This window comes from Variovorax sp. RO1, from assembly GCF_002849325.1.
GTDB lineage: Bacteria > Pseudomonadota > Gammaproteobacteria > Burkholderiales > Burkholderiaceae_C > Variovorax.
Genome location: NZ_PKMT01000008.1, coordinates 88,779 through 109,057, shown reverse-complemented (window position 1 = coordinate 109,057; position 20,279 = coordinate 88,779). Strand labels below are relative to the sequence as shown.

The window sequence follows — 20,279 nt, the reverse complement described above, 5'->3', positions numbered from 1 at the left end:
TCAACCCGAAATGAACGTGGGCCAGACCTGGATCTGGAGCTTGAGCGCCCAGATGAAGGCCACATAGCTGCCAGCGGCCAGGATGGTCGCCAGCACCAGCACGTCGCGCAGCTTGAAGTGCTGGCCGGCCATGCTCGAGATGATCGTCAGCGCGTAGATCGCGATGATCATGCCCATCGCCGGCAGCCCGACGCTCGGCAGGCCGCCCAGCAGCACGCCGAAGGCCAGGTTGGCGCCGAGCACGAAGGCCAGCGGCTTCCAGGCCCATTTGCCGATCTTGTCGCCGTCGGCGCTCTCGACCACCATGGCCTGGAACATGATCAGCGCGCCCAGCAGCGCCAGCAGGATGCCCAGCATCAGCGGGAAGTACCCCGGCCCCATGCGGGCGCCGTCGCCGATGGTGTAGGTGGTGGCGCCGATGGCGAACGCGCCACCGACGGTGGCGAACATGACTCCTGAGAAGAAGTCCGCCTGTCTCTTGATTTGCATTGTCTCGACCCTCTGTTTCGAAGGGGACGAGGGTCGTCGCCAGCGGCTGACCGTCGGCTGACCGCTTTGGTAAGGACAAATGCGTACAAGGGTAAGTACTGGCTCTCCCCCAGGCTTCGCGCACTTCGTGTCGATGGACTTGGTTCTCCCCCAGGCTTCGCGCACTTCGTGTCGCTGCGCCAACCCCCTTCCGGGGGCAACGCCAACGGCCCGGCAAAGCCGGTTCCGTGGCGTTTCACGAAGGGACCGGGGCGAGTGTGGGAATGAGGGGCTCGGAAACGAAAAAAGCTCCCGAAGGAGCTTTTTCATTCATTCAGAGCGCCGAGGCGCTCATGAGTGTGTGGGGGAGGGCTTAGTAGCCGCCGCGGCCACCGCCGCCGCCGCCGTAACCGCCGCCGCCGCCACCGCTGCGGCCACCACCGCCGCCGCCGCCGTAACCGCCGCCGCCGCCACCACCGTAGCCGCCGCCGCCGCCGCCGCCGTAGCCGCCACCACCGCCGGTGCGGGGGGGACGTGCTTCCATCGGACGGGCTTCGTTCACCGTCAGGGCGCGGCCCTGCAGCGATGCGCCGTTCATGCCTTCGACTGCAGCGAGTGCTTCAGCGTCGGTGCCCATTTCGACAAAGCCGAAGCCCTTCGAACGGCCGGTGTCACGTTCCATCATGACCTTGGCGCTGACGATCGTGCCGAACTCGCCGAAAGACTGTTCCAGGTCGTTGTCACGCACGGAGTAGGCGAGGTTGCCCACGTAAAGTTTCTTGCCCATGGAGGGACTCCTAATTCAAACCAAAAAAACACAAAGCGATGGAGTCCCAGAATCACAACAAACTAATGCGCTGTGGCGCGAAACTGACCGATCACCAAATTACGTGCACGGGAGCCGAGGCTCGCAGACACGTGAGCCGGATTATCCGGCCCGATTCCCAAAAAAAGGGAGGAATTTTTGTGTTATCGAGAAACATTCCGGCCCGGCGGGCGGTTTCGCAACGGTTTCAGGAGGTCGGACAGGCCGTTGTGGTCTATTTCATGCATCAAAGCGAGCAGTCGGCCAATTTCTCCCGAGGGAAAACCCTCGCGCGCAAACCAGGTCAGGTAATTTCCGGGCAAATCGGCGATCAGCGTGCCCTTGTGCTTGCCAAAAGGCATTTGAAGCGTCACCAGGCGCTGCAGGTCTTCGGGGTGCATGTGCTGCTCAGCCTCCCGCGCGCTTGACCGTGTGGCCCTGCTTCACGAGGGCGGCGATCACCACCTCGCGGTGATCGCCCTGGATCTCGACCGTGCCGTCCTTCACCGTGCCGCCCGTGCCGCAGGCCGCTTTGAGCTGCTTGCCCACGGCCGCCAGCGCCGCCGCGTCGAGCGGCAGTCCCTTGACCACGGTCACGCCCTTGCCCTTTCGGCCCTTGGTCTCGTGCGATACGCGGACAATGCCGTCCGAGGCCGCCGTTTGTGCCTTCGCGAGTTCCTTGCAGCGGCATTGCGCCACCGGGGCGCCGCAGTCGGGGCACATGCGCCCGCCCGCCTCGGTGGAGTACACCAGCGTGCTGCCGGTGCGGTGGTTCTTCATCGTTCCCATGCGATCCGTCTTTCGTCTTTCTTTCGATCTCTCTTTTTTCTCGGTGCCCGTTCCATGCCATTCGATACCCTGGGCCTGACCCCCGCGCTCGCGCAAGCGGCCGCCGCGAGCGGCTTTGCCGCGCCGACCGCCATCCAGGCCGCGGCCATCCCTGCAATTTTGCAGGGCCGCGACCTGCGGGGCTCGGCACAGACCGGCTCCGGCAAGACGGCCGCATTTTCCCTGCCGCTGCTGCAGCGCCTGGCCGCCGAGCCTGCGTCGTCGACCTCGCGCCGCCTGCGCGCGCTGGTGCTCGTGCCCACGCGCGAACTCGCGGCCCAGGTCGGCGAGTCGCTGGAAGACTTCGCCCGCCACCTGCCCGAGCGCCTGAAGATCGTCGTCGCGGTCGGCGGTGTTTCGATCAACCCGCAAATGATGCGCCTGCGCGGCGGCGCCGACATCGTGATCGCCACGCCGGGCCGGCTGCTCGACCTGGTCGAGCACAACGCGCTCGCGCTCGACGCCGTGTCGATGCTTGTGCTCGACGAGGCCGACCGCCTGTTCGACCTGGGCTTTGCCGAAGAGCTGGGCCGCATCCTCGCGCTGCTGCCGAAGCAACGCCAGAACCTCCTGTTTTCCGCCACCTTCCCGACGGCCATCCAGGCCCTGGCCGACGACATGCTGCGCGACCCGGTGCTGGTCGACGTGCAGGGCGAGCCCGGCACGGCGCCTGACATCGTGCAGCGCGCCATCGAGGTCGACGCCAGCCGCCGCACCCAACTGCTTCGCCAACTGCTGAAGGAAAACGAAGGCACCTGGGACCGCGTGCTCGTCTTCGTCGCCACGCAGCACGCGGCGCAGACCGTGGCCGAGAAGCTCTACAAGAACGGTATCTACGCCGTGCCCTTCCATGGCGACATCGCCCAGGGCACGCGCAGCGACATCCTCGCGCAGTTCAAGCAGAGCCGCTGGGACGTGGTGATCGCCACCGACCTCGCCGCGCGCGGCCTCGACATCGCGCAGCTGCCGGTGGTCATCAACTACGACCTGCCGCGTTCGCCGACCGACTACATCCACCGCATCGGCCGCACCGGCCGCGCGGGCGCGAGCGGGCTGGCGATCAGCTTCGTGAGCGCCGCGACCGAGGCGCACTTCCGCCTGATCGAGAAGCGCCAGGGCCAGCAGGTGCCGCGCGAACGCATCGCGGGCTTCGAGCCGGTCGAAACGGCGCCGGTGGTGGTCGATGCCTCGGGCAACGGCGGCATCAAGGGCGCGCGGCCGAGCAAGAAGGACAAGCTGCGCGCGGCGGCGGCGCTGGCCGCACAGACGCGCAATGGAGAAGACGCGGACTGACGCGCGCCTCGCGAAGGGCCATGCGTCGCAGGCCTTCGCGCGCGAAGAACAGTTTCCGCTTTCGTGCGTTGCACGCTATGCGTGCTGCTTGCCGAGAAAGCTCGCCATCAGGTCCACCGGCAGCGGAAACACGATGGTCGTGTTCTTGTCCGCGCCGATCACCGTGAGCGTTTCCAGGTAGCGCAACTGGATGGCCTGCGGTTCCTGCGCCAGCACGCGTGCGGCCTGGAACAGCTTCTCGGACGCCTGCAGTTCGCCCTCGGCATGGATCACCTTGGCACGGCGTTCGCGTTCCGCCTCGGCCTGCCGTGCGATGGCACGGATCATGGATTCGGTGAGGTCGATCTGCTTGATCTCGACGTTCGACACCTTGATGCCCCACGACGCTGTCTGCACGTCCAGCGACTCGCGCACATCCAGGTTGAGCTTCTCGCGCTCGGCCAGCATGTCGTCCAGCTGGTGCTTGCCGAGCACCGAGCGCAGCGTGGTCTGGGCCAGCTGGCTGGTCGCGTTGAAGAAGTCCTTGACCTCGATGATGGCTTTGGCCGCATCGACGATGCGGAAATAGACGACCGCGCTGACCTTCACCGACACGTTGTCGCGCGAGATCACGTCCTGCGTCGGCACTTCGAGCACCACGGTACGCAGGTCGACGCGCACCACCTGCTGGATGGCCGGGATCACGAACACCAGCCCGGGCCCCGCCACCTTCGAGAAGCGCCCCAGGGTGAACACGATGCCGCGCTCGTACTCCCGGAAAATCCATATCGCCGAAAAGAGCAGCGCCGCCAGCAAGACCAGAGCGATGGCGCCGATGCCATAAGTGAAAGAGAGCATGGTGATCTCCCGCGACTCAGCAAAGGTGCTGGACGGTTGGACACCCGCTGCGGCAGCGGCGTTCCGGCCGGGGCCGGAATAAAGGTCGAAGGTCGGTGCTGCCGCTACACCCACCCCAGCTGCCGCGCCGCCAGCTCTTTCATGATCTCTTCGGCGCCGCCGCCGATCATCATCACCTTGACCTCGCGGTAGACGCGCTCGCTCACGGTGCCGCGCATGAAGCCCATGCCGCCGAGGATCTGCACGGCCTGGTCGGCGCAGAACTGCATGGTTTGCGTGGCGTGGTTCTTGAGCATGCAGACCTGGGCCACCCACTCGGGCGCGTTGATGCGGCCCGCTGCTTCGTGGGCATCGCCCTCGGCGGACACGGCCTCGAGCCAAGCCTCGGTCGAGGCGATGCGCATCTGCATGTCGACCAGCTTGTGGCGCACCGCCTGGTGCTCGATGAGCGCGGCGCCGAAGGTCTTGCGTTCGCGCGACCAGGCCAGCGCTTCGTCGAGACATGCTTGTGCAAAGCCCAGCGCACCGGCTGCGAGCCCGACGCGCTCTCCGTTGAAATTGCCCATGACCATGCGGAAGCCCGCGCCCTCTTCGCCGAGCAGGTAGCGCGCGGGCACGCGCACGTTGTCGAAATGCAGCGTGGCGGTGTCGGAGCACAGCCAGCCCATCTTGGCGAGCCGTGTGCGCGAGAGGCCGGGCGCGTCGCCGGGCACCAGCAGCATCGAGAGCCCGCCCGCGCCGCGGCCTTCGCCGGTGCGCACGGCCACGGTGATCCAGTCGGCGCGCATGCCCGAGGTGATGAAGGTCTTCTCGCCGTTGAGCACGTAGTGGTCGCCGTCGCGTTTCGCTGTGGTGCGCACCGCCGCCACGTCGGAGCCGCCGCCGGGTTCGGTGATCGCGAGCGCGGCAATCTTTTCGCCGCGCAGCACCGAGGGCACGACCTCGTGGCGCACGGCATCGCTCGCATGCAGCACCACGGGCGGGAGGCCGATGTTGTGCGAGAACAGGCTCGCGAGCACGCCACCACTCTGGCCGTGGCGCGCGAGCGCGATCCATGCGGGGAGCTTCAGTGAATAAGAGGCGGGCGTGCCGCCGAGTGCTTCCGGGTAGCCCAGGCCCAGCAGGCCCAGTTCGGCCGCGCGCGCATACAGCGCGCGCGGGAATTCGCCGGCCTCGTCCCAGGCCTGCACGTTCGGTGCGATCTCGGTCTGGGCGAAGCGCCGCACCGTGTCGGCGAGCGCGGCACGGTCGGCCTGCAGTTCCGCGTCCATGGCGTGTCCGGTCAGCCGCGCGGCGGGCGCTTGGCGATGCCCATGGTCTTGGCGAGGATGCCGAGCATCACCTCGTCGGCGCCACCGCCGATGGAGCCCAGGCGGCCGTCGCGGTACAGGCGCGCCACGCGGTTCTCCAGCGTGAAGCCCATGCCGCCCCAGAACTGCAGGCAGGTGTCGGCCACCTGGCGCGTGAGGCGGCCGGTCTTGAGTTTGGCCATCGACGCGAGCTCGAGCACGTCCTCACCCTTCACATGCAGGTCGCACGCGCGGTAGGTGAGGGCGCGCAGCGCCTCCACCTCGGTCTTGAGCTCGGCCAGCTTGAACTGCACCCACTGCTGGTCGGCCAGCGTGGCGCCGAACATCTGGCGCTGCTGCGCCCACTCGATGGTCTGCTGGATGCAGTCGTCCATCGGCGCGAGCGAACTGGCGGCGCACCACAGCCGCTCTTCCTGGAACTGCTGCATCTGGTAGACGAAGCCCTGGCCCTCTTCGCCGATGCGGTAGCGCTGCGGCACGCGCACGTTGTCGAAGTAGATGAGGCCGGTGTCGCTCGAGTTCATGCCGATCTTGCGGATCTTCCTGGCCTTCTCGATGCCGGGCAGGTTCATCGGCACCATCACGAGCGACTTGTTGCGGTGCACGGGCCCGTCGCTGGTGTTGACCAGCATGCACATCCAGTCGGCCTGCAGGCTGTTGGTGATCCACATCTTCTGGCCGCTGATGAGGTAGTCGTCGCCGTCCTTGCGCGCGTGGCTCTTCAGGCCCGCCACGTCGCTGCCCGCGCCGGGCTCGCTCACGCCGATGCAGCCGACCGTGTCGCCCGCGATGGCGGGCACCAGGAACTCGCGGCGCAGTTCATCGCTGCCGAAGCGCGCGAGCGCGGGCGTGCACATGTCGGTCTGCACGCCGATGGCCATCGGCACGCCGCCGCAGCTGATGTGGCCCAGCCCCTCGGCGAAGGCCATGGCGTACGAATAGTCGAGCCCGGCGCCGCCGAAGGCCTCGGGCTTGTTCAGGCCCAGCAGGCCGAGGTTGCCGAGCTTCTTGAAGACCTCGTGCGCGGGAAAGATCTCGGCCTCCTCCCATTCGTCGACGTGGGGGTTGATCTCCTCGTCGATGAATCGGCGCAGGGTGTTCTGCATCTCGAGGTGTTCATGGGTGTACTGCATCAGGGGTCTCCGTTGTCCGTTCGTTCGATCGCTCTTTACTTGTCCTGGAACACGCGCGGTGTCTGCGCGAGGTGAAAGCCGTCGTAGGGCCGCACCGCGGGGCGCTGCTGCGCCTGCGCGTCGGGCAGCTCCATCGGCCAGCCCATGCGCGCCTGCGGGCGCGCGCCGTCCACGCGCAGCACGGAGCCGCTGATGAAGGCGGCGGCCGGGCTCAGCAGGAAGGCGATGGCGGCGGAGGTCTCGGCCTCGTTGCCGAAGCGGCCCGCGGGCACGGTCTTGCGCATGGCGCGCAGCATGTCGCCGGCTTCGGGCGGGTAGTGGTCCATGCCGCTGGAGGCGATGTAGCCTGGTGCGACGGCGTTTACGCGTACGCCGCTCACGGCCCATTCGGCGGCGGCGGTCTCGGTGAAGCTCACCATGCCGGCGCGCGCGGCGCCGCTGTGGCCCATGTTCGGCATCGACCCCCAGATGTCGGCCACGATGTTGACGATGGCGCCACCGTGGGCCTGCATGCTCTGCACGTAGCACTCGCGCGCCACCAGGAAGCCGCCCGTGAGGTTGGTGTGGATCACCGCCTCCCAGCCCTTGGCCGAGATGGCGGCCAGCGGCGTGATGTACTGGCCGCCCGCGTTGTTGACCAGCCCGTCGATGCGGCCGTGCGCCGCGACGATGGCCTTCACCGCCTCGCGCACGGCGTCTTCCTGGCGGATGTCGAAGGCTTGCGTGCTGGCCTGGCCGCCGGCGGCTTCGATCTCGGCGCGCACTGCATCGAGCTTCTCGGGCTTGCGGCCGACCAGCACCACATGGGCGCCGAGCGCGGCCAGTTCGTGCGCGGTGCAGCGGCCGATGCCCGAGCCGCCGCCGGTGACAACGATGCATTGCCCGCCGAACAGGGCGGGCGCGAAGACGGAGCGGTAGTAGGGTGCGTTCATGGGAAGTGCTCTGGCAAAGGGGAGGAAGCGATCAGGCCTCGGCGATTTCGGCCACGATGTGGCGTGCAGCGACCTGCGCGCCCACGGCCACATGCAGCGCCGCGACGCGGCCTGCGCGGGGTGCGCAGTGCACGTGTTCCATCTTCATGGCCTCGAGCGTGACCAGCGGCTGGCCCGCGGCGACGGTGTCGCCCTCGGCGGCCAGCAGCGCGACCACGCGGCCGTTCATCGACGCGCGCAGCAGGCCATCGCCGCCGCCCGCGTCGGCGCGCGCCACGGCCACGTGCGTGAGATCGTCGAGGTGGAAGGCGCGGCCGTCGAAATGGAAGTCGACGCGTTCGGCGCACCGCACGACCCGCGCCTGCGCGGCCACGCCGTCGCAGGCGAAGCGCAGCAGGCCGTCGTCCGACAGCGCCAGCAAGGCGAGCGACACGGGCGCGGCGTCGTCCAGCACGACCTCGAAGCGCGCTGCGCCGCGCGGCGTCACGCGCGCCGTGTGCACGGCGCCGTCGAGCGCGAAGCGCAAGGCGTTGGGCAGCGTGTGCGCCAGCGGCGAGGGCCAGCCGCGCGCGCCGGTCTGCAGCAGCAGGGCCGCGAGCAAGGCGGCGCGCGTGTCGGCCGCGGCATCGGCGGCGAGCAGCGCGTCGAGGTGGTCGCCGATGAAGGCGGTGGTCGCCTCGCCGTTCGCGAACACCGGGTGCGCGAGTGCGCGCTGCAGCAGCGCCTGGTTGGTCGGCAGGCCGAGCGCGACCGTGTCGCGCAGGCCCGCCAGCAGCCGCTGCCGTGCTTCGTCGCGCGTGCGGCCCGAGGCGATGAGCTTGGCGATCATCGAGTCGTAGAAGGGCGGCACGTCGGCGCCGTCACGCAGCGCGTGCTCGGTGCGCAGCGCGGGTGACGTGCGCCATGCGCTCAGCGTGCCGCTCTGCGGCAGGAAGCCCTGCTGCGGGTCTTCGGCGCACAGACGCACCTCGATGGCGTGGCCGGCGATGCGCACGTCGTCCTGCGTGAGCGGCAGCGGCTCGCCGGCCGCCACGCGCAGCTGCAGCTCGACGAGGTCGAGGCCCGTCACCGCTTCGGTCACGGGGTGCTCCACCTGCAGCCGCGTGTTCATTTCCATGAACCAGTACTGGCCTTGCGCGTCGAGCAGGAACTCGAGCGTGCCCGCGCCTTCGTAGGCGATGGCTTTGGCTGCGGCCACGGCGGTGGCGCCCATGCGCGCGCGCAGCGCGGCATCGACGGCCGGCGAGGGCGCTTCCTCGATCACCTTCTGGTGGCGCCGCTGCACCGAGCAGTCACGCTCGCCGAGGTGGATCGCGTGGCCGTGCCGGTCGGCAAACACCTGGATCTCGATGTGGCGCGGCGCGACGATGGCACGCTCCAGGATCACGGTGGCGTCGCCGAAGGCATGCAGCGCCTCGGACTGCGCACTCTGCAGCTGCTCGGCGAAGGCGTCGGCCGACGTCACGAGCCGCATGCCGCGCCCGCCGCCGCCGGCGGTCGCCTTGATCATCACGGGCCAGCCGATGCGCTCGGCCTCGGCAGCCAGCGTGGCGGTGCGTTGATCGTCGCCCTGGTAGCCGGGAATGCACGGCACGCCAGCCGCCTGCATCAGCCGCTTGGCGCCGGCCTTGTCGCCCATCGCGACGATGGCCTCGGGCGACGGGCCGATGAAGACCAGCCCCGCGTCGCGACACGCCTGCGCGAAGGCGGCGTTCTCGGCGAGGAAGCCGTAGCCCGGATGCACCGCGTCGGCGCCGCTGGCGCGGGCCGCCGCAATGATCGCGTCGATGTTCAGGTAGCTCTGCGCGGGCAGCGGCTCGCCGATGCACACCGACTCGTCGGCCTGGCGCACGTGCTCGGCGTCTGCATCGGCGCGGGAGTACACGGCGACCGTGCGGTAGCCCATGGCGCGCGCGGTGCGCATCACGCGCACGGCGATCTCGCCGCGGTTGGCGATCAGGATCTTGTGAAAAGTGCTCACTGAAAAACCTCCACGCTTCGCGCTGCGGTGCGAGCTTGCTTGGGGCGGCCCGGCGCTGCGCTCATGGCCGTGCCACCGAAAACTGCATGGGTTGCGGCGCGCGCGCCTCGGCGTCGCGGCAGATCGACAGCGCCTCGGCCAGCACGGCGCGCGTGTCGCGCGGGTCGATCACGCCGTCGTCGAGCAGCAGCGCGCTGGTGGTGAAGACGCTCATCTGGCGGTCGAAGCGTTCGACGATCTGGCGCTGCATGGCGTCGATCTTGTCGCGATCGACCGCGCCCTTGCGGGCCATGCCGGCTTCCATCACGATCGCCATGGTCTGCGCGGCCTGTTCGCCGCCCATCACGGCGGTGCGCGCGTTGGGCCACGAGAAACAGAAGCGCGGCGCAAAACCGCGTCCGCACATGCCGTAGTTGCCCGCGCCGTACGAGGCGCCGCAGTGCAGCGTGATCTGCGGCACGTTGGCGTTGGTCACGGCCTGGATCATCTTGGCGCCGTGCTTGATGATGCCGGCCTCCTCGTGCGCGCGGCCCACCATGTAGCCCGTGATGTTCTGCAGGTAGACGATGGGCGTGCGCGACTGGCAGCAGGCCTGGATGAAGTGCGTGGCCTTGGTGGCGCCGTCGGAATCGATGGGGCCGTTGTTGGTGATGATGCCCACCGCGTGGCCTTCCAGGCGGATGTGGCCGCAGACGGTGGCGCTGCCGTAGTGCTCGCTGAAGGCCAGGAACTCGGAGCCGTCGGCGATGCGCGCGATGACCTCGCGCATGTCCACCGGCCGTCGGCCGTCGGCGGGCATGAGGCCCATCAACTCCTCGGCGTCGTGGCGCGGCGGCGCGAAGGTGCGCGGCGTTTCGTCGCGCGCCCAGTCGATGCCGCCGAGGATGGCGCGCGCGATGCGCAGCGCGTCGCGGTCGTCCTCGGCCAGGTAGTCGCCCAGGCCGGAGATGTGGGTGTGCATGACGGCGCCGCCCAGTTCTTCTTCGGTGGCGATCTCGCCGGTCGCGGCCTTCAGGAGCGGCGGCCCGGCCAGGAAGGCCCGCGTGCGGTCGCGCACCATCACGATGTAGTCCGACAGGCCCGTCTGGTAGGCGCCGCCCGCGGTCGACGAGCCGTGCGTCACGGTCACCACCGGCAGGCCCGCAGCCGAGAGCCGCGCGAGGTTGCGGAAGATGTTGCCGCCGCGCACGAAGTCCTGCACGCGGTACTGCATGAGGTTGGCGCCCGCGCTTTCCACCAACTGGATGAAAGGCAGCTTGTTCTCCAGCGCGATCTCGTGCAGCCGCAGCTGCTTGTCCAGCCCCATGGGCTGCAGCGCGCCGGCGTCGATGCCGGAGTCGGAGGCGCTGATCATGCAGCGCACGCCGGCCACGCGCCCGATGCCGGCGATCAGGCCGCCGCCGGGCACGCTCTTGGTGAGGTCGGGGTTGTCCTGGCCCAGGCCTGCGAGCGTGGCCAGCGGCAGGAAGGGTGCGCCGGTGTCGAGCAGCAGGGCGAGGCGTTCGCGCGGCAGCAGCTGGCCGCGCTTGGCGAAGCGCTCGGCCGAGGCGCTGGAGGCGGCCACGGCACGGGCTTCGTGCGACCGGACCTGGTCCAGCAGCGACAGCATGCTCGCGCGGTTGGCCTGGTAGGTGTCTGCGGCCGTCTGCAGCCGGGATTCGAGAAAGGGCATGGGGGTCTGTGCGAAGCGCAACGTGTCGTTCGCACAGACTGTAGGAGGCGGGCCCCCGGCCCGCTTGCGCCAACTAGCTGGGGCGCGTACGCGCCGCTTTTAACTGGGACGCACGCGCTGCCGCGCCGCGGTGGCAGGGGCGTCGAGGCTGCTGCCCGTGACCACCCAGTAGATGAAGATCAGCACCGCGCCGGCCGTGCCGAACACCGTGAGGCCCATGTAGCTGCCGCCGAGCGTGAGCGCGTCGGCCGGGGCGGCGGCCGTGCAGATCATGCTGGCCGCGCTCATGCCCACGTAGTGCATGGTGCAGACCGCCACGCCCATCACCGCGGCTGCCGCCACCTGGTGGCTCAGCTTGCGCAGGTTGAAGGCCAGCCACAGCGCCGCGGCGGCGGCCGTGATGGCGATGACCACCGACAGCGCGACCATGCCGGGGTCGAAGCTCATCGTGGCCCGCATGTTCATCGCGAACATGCCCATGTAGTGCATCACGCACACGCCCAGGCCGGCCAGCAGGCTGCCAGCCAGCCAGCCGGAGCGGCTGAATTTGGCACGCCCGCCCGCCAGGTACAGCGCAATGCCCGAGATCAGGATGGCCGCCACCAGCGAGACGATGGTGATCGGCATGTTGTACGAGATGCCGAAGGGCAGCCGGTAGGCCAGCATGCCGATGAAGTGCATCGACCAGATGCCGATGCCGCCGAGCGCCACCGCGGCGCAGGCCACGATGGCCAGGTTGGGTTTGCCGTCGGCGCCGACCATGCGCCCGGCGCAGATCAGGGCCACCAGCGAGCCGAAGAAGGAAATGACGAACGAAAGTGCGACCAGCCCCAGGGAGTATTCGGGCGATAGCACCTGGCCTACGACGAGCGGAGTCATGCGATGTCCCTTCGGAAAGAGCGCTTCGCAGACCCCCGACTGCCCTATGCGATCGGAACGCTGCGAGGCGTCCCGGCCAGTTTGTAATATATGTTTATAAAAGTAAACAAAGATTTGTACTAATTGTTACCCTGCATAACAGGTCGAATTCGATAGATCGAATTGTTCTTGTCGGCCGACACGTAGACCGTGCCGTCGCGCCCCACGGCCACGCCGGTCACCACGTAAGGCGGCGGCAAGCCGGGCCCGGCGGCCAGGCCAATGGGCAGGTTCTCGGCGACGGTGCGGCGGGTGCCGGTGGCCGGATCGATCTCGACCAGCCGGCGCGCCGCGCTCTCGGCCACGATGAAACTGCCCCACGGCGTCTGGGCCAGGCCTTCGGGCAGCGCCAGCCCGTCGGCCACGGTGCGCAGCGGCGCGCTGGCGTCCAGCGGAATGCGCAGCAGCTTGCCGGCCGCCTCGGTCACGTAGAGCGCGCCGTCCTGACCGACCACCAGTTGCACCGGGCCGTTCAGGCCGCTAGCCAGCACTGACTTCTCTGCAAACTTCGGCCCGCTGGCGCGCGTGATGCTGCCGGTGGCGAGTTCGGCGTAGATCACGCTGCCGTCGGGCATCGGCAGCGCGTCGAACGGGGCCTTCAGGCCGTGGATCGTTTCGACGGTCTTCAGGGTCTTTCTGTCGATCAGCTGCACCGAACCCGTGAACCACGAGGTCAGCGCGAAGAGCTTGGGCGACAGCCCGACCGCGAACGGGTAGTCGAGCTCGGGCTCGCGCTGCATGCGGAACACGTCGCGCACCTCGCCGGTGCGCACGTCGACCTGCCGGAAGCCGAACACGTCGGCCACCCAGAGGTCGTTGCCGTCGATCTTCAGGCCCGCGGGCACCGCCACCTTGCCGCTGGTGAGCGTGCGCAGCTCGCCGGTGGCGGGGTTGAAGGCCTGCACCTCGTTGTTGGCCATGTTCGAGACGTAGATCGTCCCGTCCGGCGCGATGGCGAGGTTGTCGAGCGACGGGCGCAGCTGCTTGGCCACGGTCTTGCGGCCCGTGGCGAGGTCCACCCGCACCAGCTCGCCGCTGCGCGCATCGACCACCCAGAGGTTGCCCTTGCCGTCGAGGTTGGCGGCGGCCGGGATCTTGAAGCCGTCGGCGATCACGGTCAGGTTGCCGTTCGCCGGGTCGATCTTCACCACTTGGCCCTTGAACCACAGCGGGCCGTAGAGCAGGCCGTCGGGTCCGACCTCGAAGCCGTTGAAGCCGCCCATGTCCTTCTTGATGAGCCGGGGCGGCTGCTTGCCTTCGCGGTCGATCTCCCAGAGCGCATCGCCCAGGAACACCTGCGAGGCATAGAGCTTGCCGTTCTTGCGGTCGAAGTCCAGCGAGTTCAGCCCGGGCAGGTCCTTGGCGAGCACGCGCAGCGGTGCGCTGTCGCTCTCGCGGTAGCGCAGCATGCCCATGAGGTAGTTGGTCCAGGCCAGCTCGCCCTTCGGCCCGACCGCGATGTCGTCGGCCTGGCCTTCGGGCGCGTCGATCAGCACCTTGGCGGCGCCGGTCTGGCGGTCGACCTCCCACAGCGTGTTGCCGAGCACGGAGCCCGCGAGCAGCCGGCCCTTTGCATCGATGGCCAGGCCGTGCACGCCCGCGAAGGCCGATGGGGCCACGAGCACCTCGGGCGCCGCCCACGAAGCCGGGCGCTTGGGCGGTGGCGACAGCGAGCTGCAGGCGGCGAGCAGGGCGAGGGCGGCGGTCAGCGCGGCTGCGCGGATCGAGCGACGGGGCATGGCGATCTCCTCTGGGTGACGATGTGGCCGCAGTCTAGGAGTCGACCGACGCCGCGCAGTCGCTCGCGGGACAAGACGCAGACTTTCGTCCGCTGCGGATAACCCGCAGCTTCAGTTGCGCAGCAGCTGCGTCGCCGTGTGGATCAGCAGCCCCACCAGCCCGCCCACCAGCGTGCCGTTGATGCGGATGAACTGCAGGTCGCGCCCGATGTGGCGCTCGAGTTCGTCGGTCATCTCGTGCGCGTTCCATTCGCCCACGCGCTCCTCGATGTAGCGGCGGATGTCTTCCCGGTAGCGTTCGATGGCCGCCGGCGCGGCGGCTTCGAGCTGCTCGTTGATCCAGGCGCGGATCGCCGCGTCGTTCTGCAGCCGCTGGCCCAGCGCGCCGGCCATCGTCGCGATGCGCTGGCGGATGGTCGAGTCAGGCCGCCCGAGGTCGTCGTGCAACCAGCCCAGCAGCTCGCCCCACAGGCCGTGCAGGTAGTCGCCCAGCGCGGGGTGCGCGATGAGCTCGGCGCGGATCTGCTCGCCGCGCTGCTGGAACTCGGGGTCGAGCTTCAGGCGCACCACGAAGTCGTCGACGAAGTGGTCGAAGCGCTTGCGCATCGGGTGGTCGGGCTCGGCCGCCAGCTCGGCCAGCGTGCGCGCGATGGCGGCCACGATCTTGCGCGTCGCGAGCTTGGCCGCCACCTGGTCCAGGCCGACGTAGCGCAGCGTCTTGATCTCGCGTGCGATGCCTTCGGTGATGTGCGCCTGCACCTCCTCGCCGTCGAGCAGCTCGGCCACCTGCTGCAGCACGTCGTCGAGCAGCGCCTGGTGGCGCCCGCCGGCCGTGAGTGCGTCGAGTGCCTGGCCGGTGAGGCGCGAGAGGTCGATCTTGGCCAGGCCGGCCGCGGCGGCGCGGCCCATGAAGTCGCGCACCCGCTCGTCGTCGAAGGCGGTGAGGCCGTAGCGCGTGGCGGCCACGCCCCATTCGCCGAGCCTCTCGCCGCTGGCGGGCCGGGCCAGCCACTCGGCGATGCGGGCCGCTGCATCGAACTGGCGCAGCTTGGCCAGCACCTGCGCGGTGCTCAGGAAGTTGTCGCAGATGAAGCCGGCGAGCTTGGCGCCGATGCGGTCCTTGTTGCTCGGGATGATGGCCGTGTGCGGGATCGGCAGGCCCAGCGGGTGGCGAAACAGCGCCACCACCGCGAACCAGTCGGCAATGGCGCCGACCATCGCGGCCTCGGCAAAGGCCGCCACGTAACCCCAGGCCGGATGCTGCGAATGCAGCGCGCTCGCCACGGCATAGAGCAGCGCCGCCGCGCACAGCAGGCCGAGCGCGATGCGCTTCATGCGCTGCAGTGCGGCGCTGCTTGGGTCTTCAGCCAATGCTGTGCGAAGTTGCGAGGCGCTCCATGAACAACTCGCAGCGCGCGAGCTGTTCGAGGCTCACGAACTCGTCGGGCTGGTGCGCCTGCTCGATGCTGCCGGGGCCGCACACCACCGTGGGGATGCCGGCGTTCTTGAACAGACCCGCTTCGGTGCCGAAGGCCACCAGTGTGGTGCGGTCTTCGCTGGCCAGGCGCTGCGCGAGCAGCGTGACCGGGTCGCCAGCGGCGCCCAGGAAGCTCGGGATTTCGCAGATCGTTTCGAACTTGAAGCCGGCGTCGGGCGCCACCTTCTTCATGGCCGGCTCGATGCTCGCGGCGTAGGCCAGCACGTCGGACTGCATGCGCTTGGCGTCGGCCGTGGGCAGGTCGCGGAATTCGTAGCGGAACTCGGCGTCGCGCGGCACCACGTTGTCGGCAATGCCGCCGTGGAACTGGCCCACGCTGGCGGTGCTGAAGGGCACGTCGAAACCGTCGTAGCGCGGCTCGCTGCGCTCGAAGTCCTCGGCCATGTCGCGCACCTTGCCGATCACGCGCGCGGCCATCTCGATGGCGTTGACCGACTTCGGCGTGAGCGACGAGTGCGCCTCCTTGCCGCGCACGCAGCACTTGTAGCGGTACACGCCCTTGTGCGCGATGGCCGGCACCATGCTGGTGGGCTCGCCCACGATGCAGGCCAGCGGCTTGATGCCGGCGTCGCGCATGTCGGCAATGAGTTCGCGCACGCCGAAGCAGCCGATCTCTTCTTCATACGTGAAGGCGAAGTGCACCGCGAAGGGCGCGTCGCCCTCGAGGAAGCGCTGGGCGTTCGCCAGCGCGATCGCGATGTAGCTCTTCATGTCGGCCGAGCCGCGGCCGTACAGGCGCTCGTTCTGCACCACGGCCGACAGCGGGTCGACGCTCCAGGCCTGGCCGTCCCAGGGCACCGTGTCGGTGTGGCCCGAGAGGATCACGCCGGCCGGCTTGCCCTCGCCCAGCGTGGCGAACAGGTTCGCCTTGGTGCGCTCGGCGTTGTAGGTGATGCGGCTCTTCACGCCCAGGGCGGCGAGGTGCGCCTGGGCGAAGTCGATCAGCTCGAGGTTGCTGTTTGCGCTCACCGTGTTCATGCGAACCAAGGTTTGCGCCATCAAGAGGCTCTGGGGAGAAAGCGTGTGCTGCATGCAACAGATTGTCCGGGAAGTTGAACGCGCGCGCAGACGGGTACCGGCGTTGTCACGCGCAGCGGGTAGCCTGCTTCTTCTTTTTTCTTTGTTTGGATGGAGAAGACAACATGCGCATGTCCCTGCAGATCACCCTGACCGCCGCGGCCGTCCTGAGCCTCGCCGCCTGCGGCACCACCGGCCCGTCGGCAACCAAGCTGCTCACGCTGGACGGCCAGCCGCCGCTGGTCATTGCCCACCGCGGCGCCTCGGGCTACCTGCCGGAACAGACGCTGGAGTCGTATGCGCGCGCCATCGAACTGGGCGCCGACGTCATCGAGATGGACCTGGTCTCCACCAAGGACGGCGTGCTCATTGCCCGCCACGACCCCAACCTGGCCATCAGCACCGACGTGGCCAAGCACGCGCGTTTTGCCTCGCGCAAGAAGACCATCCAGGTCGACGGCGAAACCCAGACCGGCTGGTTCAGCAACGACTTCACGCTGGCCGAGATCAAGACCCTGGGCGGCATCTCGACCGACCCCGAGCGCCCGCAGGAATTCAACGGCAAGTTCAAGATCCCGACCTTCCAGGAGATCATCGATTTCGCCAAGGCCAAGTCGAAGGAAACCGGCCGCACCATCGCGATCTACCCGGAAACCAAGAACCCGACCTACTTCCGCGACCTGGGCATGCCCATGGAAGACAAGGTCATCGCCGCCATCAACGCCGCCGGCTGGAACAGCAAGACCGCGCCCATCTACGTGCAGTCGTTCGAGCCCGGCAGCCTCAAGTACATGAAGAGCAAGGGCCTGAACACCCGGCTCATCCAGCTGATCGACGGCGACGGCATCGACATGAAGACCGGCGCCATGACCTACGCCGTGCCCGTCGACCGCCCCTACGAGTGGACCAAGGCCGGCGACAAGCGCAACTTCGACGTCATGGTCACGCCCGCCGGGCTGGCCGAGATCAAGACCTATGCCGACGGCATCGGCCCCTGGAAGCGCTACATCGTGAGCGTCAAGGGCACGGTCGGCGCCGACGGCAAGGTGGTGGACGTCAACAAGGACGGCAAGATCAACGATGCCGACGCCACCTCGACGGCCCCCACCACGCTGATCGCCGACGCCCACAAGGCGGGCCTGTTCGTTCACCCTTTCACGTTCCGTAACGAGTCGCGCCGGCTGGCGTCCGACTACAACAAGGACGGCAAGAACGAATACGCGGTCTATTACAAGCTCGGCGTCGATGGCGTTTTCACCGACTTCACCGACACCGCGCGGGCCGCACGCACCGACTACCTGAAGAGCATCGGCCGCTGAGGGTTTGCCCGGCACGGTCTTTGCGGCGCTGATCGCAAAGCCTAGACTGTGTCCTATGAAACTCATCGACTCGCTCGTCACGCAGGCGGCCGGCATCGCGGCCGTCCGGCGTGACCTTCATGCCCACCCTGAACTCTGTTTCGAAGAAGTCCGCACCGCCGACGTGGTGGCAGGCAAGCTCACCGAATGGGGCATTCCCATCCACCGCGGCCTGGGCACCACGGGCGTGGTGGGCATCGTCAAGAACGGCACCAGCAACCGCGCCGTCGGCCTGCGCGCCGACATGGACGCGCTGCCCGTCACCGAACTCAACACCTTCGCCCATGCCAGCCAGCACCACGGCAAGATGCACGCCTGCGGCCACGACGGCCACACGGCGATGCTGCTCGCTGCAGCGCAGCACCTGGCCAAGCACCGCAACTTCGACGGCACCGTCTACCTGATCTTCCAGCCGGCCGAAGAGGGCGGCGGCGGCGCGCGCGAGATGATCAAGGAAGGGCTCTTCGAGCAGTTCCCCATGGACGCCGTGTTCGGCATGCACAACTGGCCCGGCATGAAGGCCGGCCAGTTCGCCGTGAGCCCCGGCCCGGTGATGGCGTCGGGCAACAAGTTCCACGTCAACGTGGTCGGCAAGGGCGGCCACGCGGCGCTGCCGCAGACCGGCATCGACCCGGTGCCGATCGCCTGCGAGATCGTGCAGGCCTTCCAGACCATCCTCACGCGCAAGATGAAGCCGACCGATTCGGCGGTGATCTCGGTCACCACCATCCATGCCGGTGAAACCAACAACGTGATCCCCGACAACTGCGAGCTGTCGGGCACCGTGCGCACCTTCTCGCTCGAGGTGCTTGACATGATCGAGGCCAAGATGCAGCAGATCAGCGAGCACATCTGCGCCGCGCACGACGCCACCTGCGAGTTCCGCTTCGAGCGCTACTACCCGCCGACCATCAACACCGAGGCCGAAGCCAACTTTGCGCGCGACGTGATGGCCGGCATCGTCGGCCCCGAGAACGTGCTCAAGCAGGAGGCCGCCATGACCTCGGAAGACTTCGCCTTCATGCTGCAGGCCAAGCCCGGCGCCTACGCCTTCATCGGCAACGGCGACGGCGCGCACCGCGACGTGCACCACGGCGAAGGCCCATGCACGCTGCACAACGCCAGCTACGACTTCAACGACGACCTCATTCCGCTGGGCGCCACCTGCTGGGTGCAGATCGCCGAGCAGTTCCTCAAGCCCGGCGGCAGCGACGGTAGCGCCGCATGATCGGCATCGGCGAGGCCTTTTCGCCGCGCTACGCCCAAGCGCGGCAAAAGTTCCTGCAGGGCTGCGTGAGCGCCGGCCTCACGGTCGAGCCGCACGCGCACCCGCTCAAGGGCCGCGACGGCGAAGACCTGTCGATGGACGTGGCGCTCGACGGCGACGCCAACGCCGAGCGACTGCTCGTCGTCACCAGCGCCTGCCACGGCGTCGAAGGCCACTGCGGCAGCGGCGTGCAGGTCTTCGCACTGCACGACGCCGAATGGCGCGAGAAGGCCAAGGCGCAGGGCGTGGCGGTGCTGTACGTGCACGCGCTGAACCCGCACGGCTTTTCGTACGGCCGCCGCGTGACGCACGAGAACGTCGACCTGAACCGCAACTTCCTCGACTTCTCGAAGCCCGTGCCGGTGAACGAGCCCTACGCCAAGCTGCATCCGCTGCTGCTGCCCGACACCTGGCCGCCGACGCCCGAGAATCAGGCCGCCGTCGAGAAGTGGATCGACAAGCACGGCGCCACGGCCTACCAAGCGGCGGTGACCAGCGGCCAGTACCAGTTCGACGACGGCCTGTTCTTCGGCGGCAAGGCGCCGACCTGGAGCAATAAGACCCTGCGCAGCGTCTTGCGTCGCCATGCGGGCACCGCCAAGCGCCTCGCCTGGATCGACCTGCACACGGGCCTCGGCCCCAACGGCCTGGGCGAGCGCATCTTTGCCTGTCGCGACGACAAGGTCGCCTATGCCCGCGCCAACGCCTGGTGGGGCACGCCCGCCGCGCCCGTCACCTCGATCTACGACGGTTCCTCGACCTCGGCGCTGCTGCGCGGGCTGATGTGGGACGCCGTCTACGAAGAGTGCCCGCAGGCCGAGTACACCGGCATCGCGCTCGAGTACGGCACGCTGCCGATGCTCGAAGTGACCGGTGCGCTGCGCGCCGACCACTGGCTGCACACGCACCCGGACGCGCCGGCCGACCTGGCCGACGGCATCCGCGCGCGGATGGTCGAGGCGTTCTATACGGACAGCGACGCCTGGCGCGGCCAGATCGTGAGCCAGGCGCGACAGGCAATGTTCCAGGCGGTGGACGGGCTCAGCGCCTGAACCGTTTTGGCGTGCGCTCTGGCGTGCTCACGCCGATGGGGCACCTTGCTCCGCGAATGTCCTCCGCCCTTCGGGCTCCCCCTTAATTTCGCTGCGCAAGGCACCCCATCGACATGAGCGTTGGGCAGTGCGGTGATCAATCGCGCAGCACAACGACCGCGCCCTGAAACA

Annotated in this window: 18 protein-coding genes; 4 read left to right on the top strand and 14 right to left on the bottom strand. The window is 68.5% G+C overall.

The window, feature by feature from the left end:
* The 4 genes from CY658_RS28785 to CY658_RS28765 form a co-directional block, all read right to left on the bottom strand.
* Entirely contained in the window at window positions 1-489 is a 489-nt protein-coding gene (locus CY658_RS28785; RefSeq protein ID WP_101493422.1) for a tripartite tricarboxylate transporter TctB family protein, read from the bottom strand.
* A gap of 352 nt (window positions 490-841) precedes the next feature.
* Complete coding sequence (locus CY658_RS28775) at window positions 842-1,255, bottom strand: RNA recognition motif domain-containing protein (protein WP_099794641.1); 414 nt, start codon at window positions 1,253-1,255, stop codon at window positions 842-844.
* A gap of 182 nt (window positions 1,256-1,437) precedes the next feature.
* A complete protein-coding gene (locus CY658_RS28770) occupies window positions 1,438-1,674 on the bottom strand; it encodes a DUF3820 family protein (RefSeq protein WP_101493421.1) in 237 nt (78 codons plus the stop codon).
* Window positions 1,675-1,681: 7 nt separating this feature from the next.
* A complete protein-coding gene (locus tag CY658_RS28765; RefSeq protein WP_101493420.1) occupies window positions 1,682-2,062 on the bottom strand; it encodes a translation initiation factor Sui1 in 381 nt (126 codons plus the stop codon).
* A 54-nt stretch (window positions 2,063-2,116) separates the two neighbouring features.
* Between CY658_RS28765 and CY658_RS28760 the strand changes: the two genes are divergently transcribed.
* Window positions 2,117-3,394: a DEAD/DEAH box helicase gene (locus CY658_RS28760; protein ID WP_101493419.1), complete on the top strand. Its 1,278-nt coding sequence runs from the start codon at window positions 2,117-2,119 to the stop codon at window positions 3,392-3,394.
* 75 nt (window positions 3,395-3,469) lie between these two features.
* Here CY658_RS28760 and CY658_RS28755 read toward each other — a convergent pair whose 3' ends face one another.
* From CY658_RS28755 to argE, 10 genes are all read right to left on the bottom strand, one after another.
* The gene (locus CY658_RS28755; RefSeq protein ID WP_101493418.1) at window positions 3,470-4,231 is read right to left on the bottom strand and encodes a slipin family protein; all 762 of its coding nucleotides are present in this window, start codon (window positions 4,229-4,231) and stop codon (window positions 3,470-3,472) included.
* Window positions 4,232-4,335: 104 nt separating this feature from the next.
* Entirely contained in the window at window positions 4,336-5,502 is a 1,167-nt protein-coding gene (locus tag CY658_RS28750) for an acyl-CoA dehydrogenase family protein (protein WP_101493417.1), read from the bottom strand.
* A gap of 11 nt (window positions 5,503-5,513) precedes the next feature.
* On the bottom strand, window positions 5,514-6,674 hold the full coding sequence (locus CY658_RS28745; protein ID WP_101493416.1) for an acyl-CoA dehydrogenase family protein: 1,161 nt from the start codon (window positions 6,672-6,674) through the stop codon (window positions 5,514-5,516).
* A gap of 35 nt (window positions 6,675-6,709) precedes the next feature.
* Entirely contained in the window at window positions 6,710-7,606 is an 897-nt protein-coding gene (locus tag CY658_RS28740; RefSeq protein WP_101493415.1) for an SDR family oxidoreductase, read from the bottom strand.
* 31 nt (window positions 7,607-7,637) lie between these two features.
* Window positions 7,638-9,530, bottom strand: a complete 1,893-nt coding sequence (locus CY658_RS28735; RefSeq protein WP_374221143.1) for an acetyl/propionyl/methylcrotonyl-CoA carboxylase subunit alpha — start codon at window positions 9,528-9,530, stop codon at window positions 7,638-7,640.
* A gap of 118 nt (window positions 9,531-9,648) precedes the next feature.
* Window positions 9,649-11,259: an acyl-CoA carboxylase subunit beta gene (locus CY658_RS28730; protein WP_101493413.1), complete on the bottom strand. Its 1,611-nt coding sequence runs from the start codon at window positions 11,257-11,259 to the stop codon at window positions 9,649-9,651.
* A 99-nt stretch (window positions 11,260-11,358) separates the two neighbouring features.
* A complete protein-coding gene (locus CY658_RS28725) occupies window positions 11,359-12,138 on the bottom strand; it encodes an MHYT domain-containing protein (RefSeq protein WP_101493412.1) in 780 nt (259 codons plus the stop codon).
* Window positions 12,139-12,257: 119 nt separating this feature from the next.
* Window positions 12,258-13,916, bottom strand: coding sequence for a hypothetical protein (locus tag CY658_RS28720; protein ID WP_101493411.1), 1,659 nt, complete (start codon window positions 13,914-13,916; stop codon window positions 12,258-12,260).
* A gap of 111 nt (window positions 13,917-14,027) precedes the next feature.
* Window positions 14,028-15,287 carry a DUF445 domain-containing protein gene (locus CY658_RS28715; protein ID WP_257885012.1) on the bottom strand — a complete coding sequence of 420 codons (1,260 nt, stop codon included), beginning with the start codon at window positions 15,285-15,287 and terminating at the stop codon, window positions 14,028-14,030.
* On the bottom strand, window positions 15,280-16,446 hold the full coding sequence (gene argE, locus CY658_RS28710) for an acetylornithine deacetylase (protein ID WP_095743248.1): 1,167 nt from the start codon (window positions 16,444-16,446) through the stop codon (window positions 15,280-15,282). The genes CY658_RS28715 and argE overlap by 8 nt, the downstream gene beginning before the upstream one ends.
* Before the next feature lie 110 nt (window positions 16,447-16,556).
* On the opposite strand from argE, the gene CY658_RS28705 reads away from it, so the two are divergent.
* The 3 genes from CY658_RS28705 to CY658_RS28695 are packed head-to-tail and all read left to right on the top strand — an operon-like array spanning window position 16,557 to window position 20,108.
* The gene (locus tag CY658_RS28705; protein ID WP_101493410.1) at window positions 16,557-17,750 is read left to right on the top strand and encodes a glycerophosphodiester phosphodiesterase; all 1,194 of its coding nucleotides are present in this window, start codon (window positions 16,557-16,559) and stop codon (window positions 17,748-17,750) included.
* Window positions 17,751-17,805: 55 nt separating this feature from the next.
* On the top strand, window positions 17,806-19,017 hold the full coding sequence (locus CY658_RS28700; RefSeq protein ID WP_101493409.1) for a M20 aminoacylase family protein: 1,212 nt from the start codon (window positions 17,806-17,808) through the stop codon (window positions 19,015-19,017).
* Window positions 19,014-20,108 (top strand): M14 family metallopeptidase, encoded by a 1,095-nt coding sequence (locus tag CY658_RS28695; RefSeq protein ID WP_101493408.1) that lies wholly within the window; start codon window positions 19,014-19,016, stop codon window positions 20,106-20,108. The genes CY658_RS28700 and CY658_RS28695 overlap by 4 nt, the downstream gene beginning before the upstream one ends.
* The last annotated feature ends 171 nt before the right edge of the window (window positions 20,109-20,279 follow it).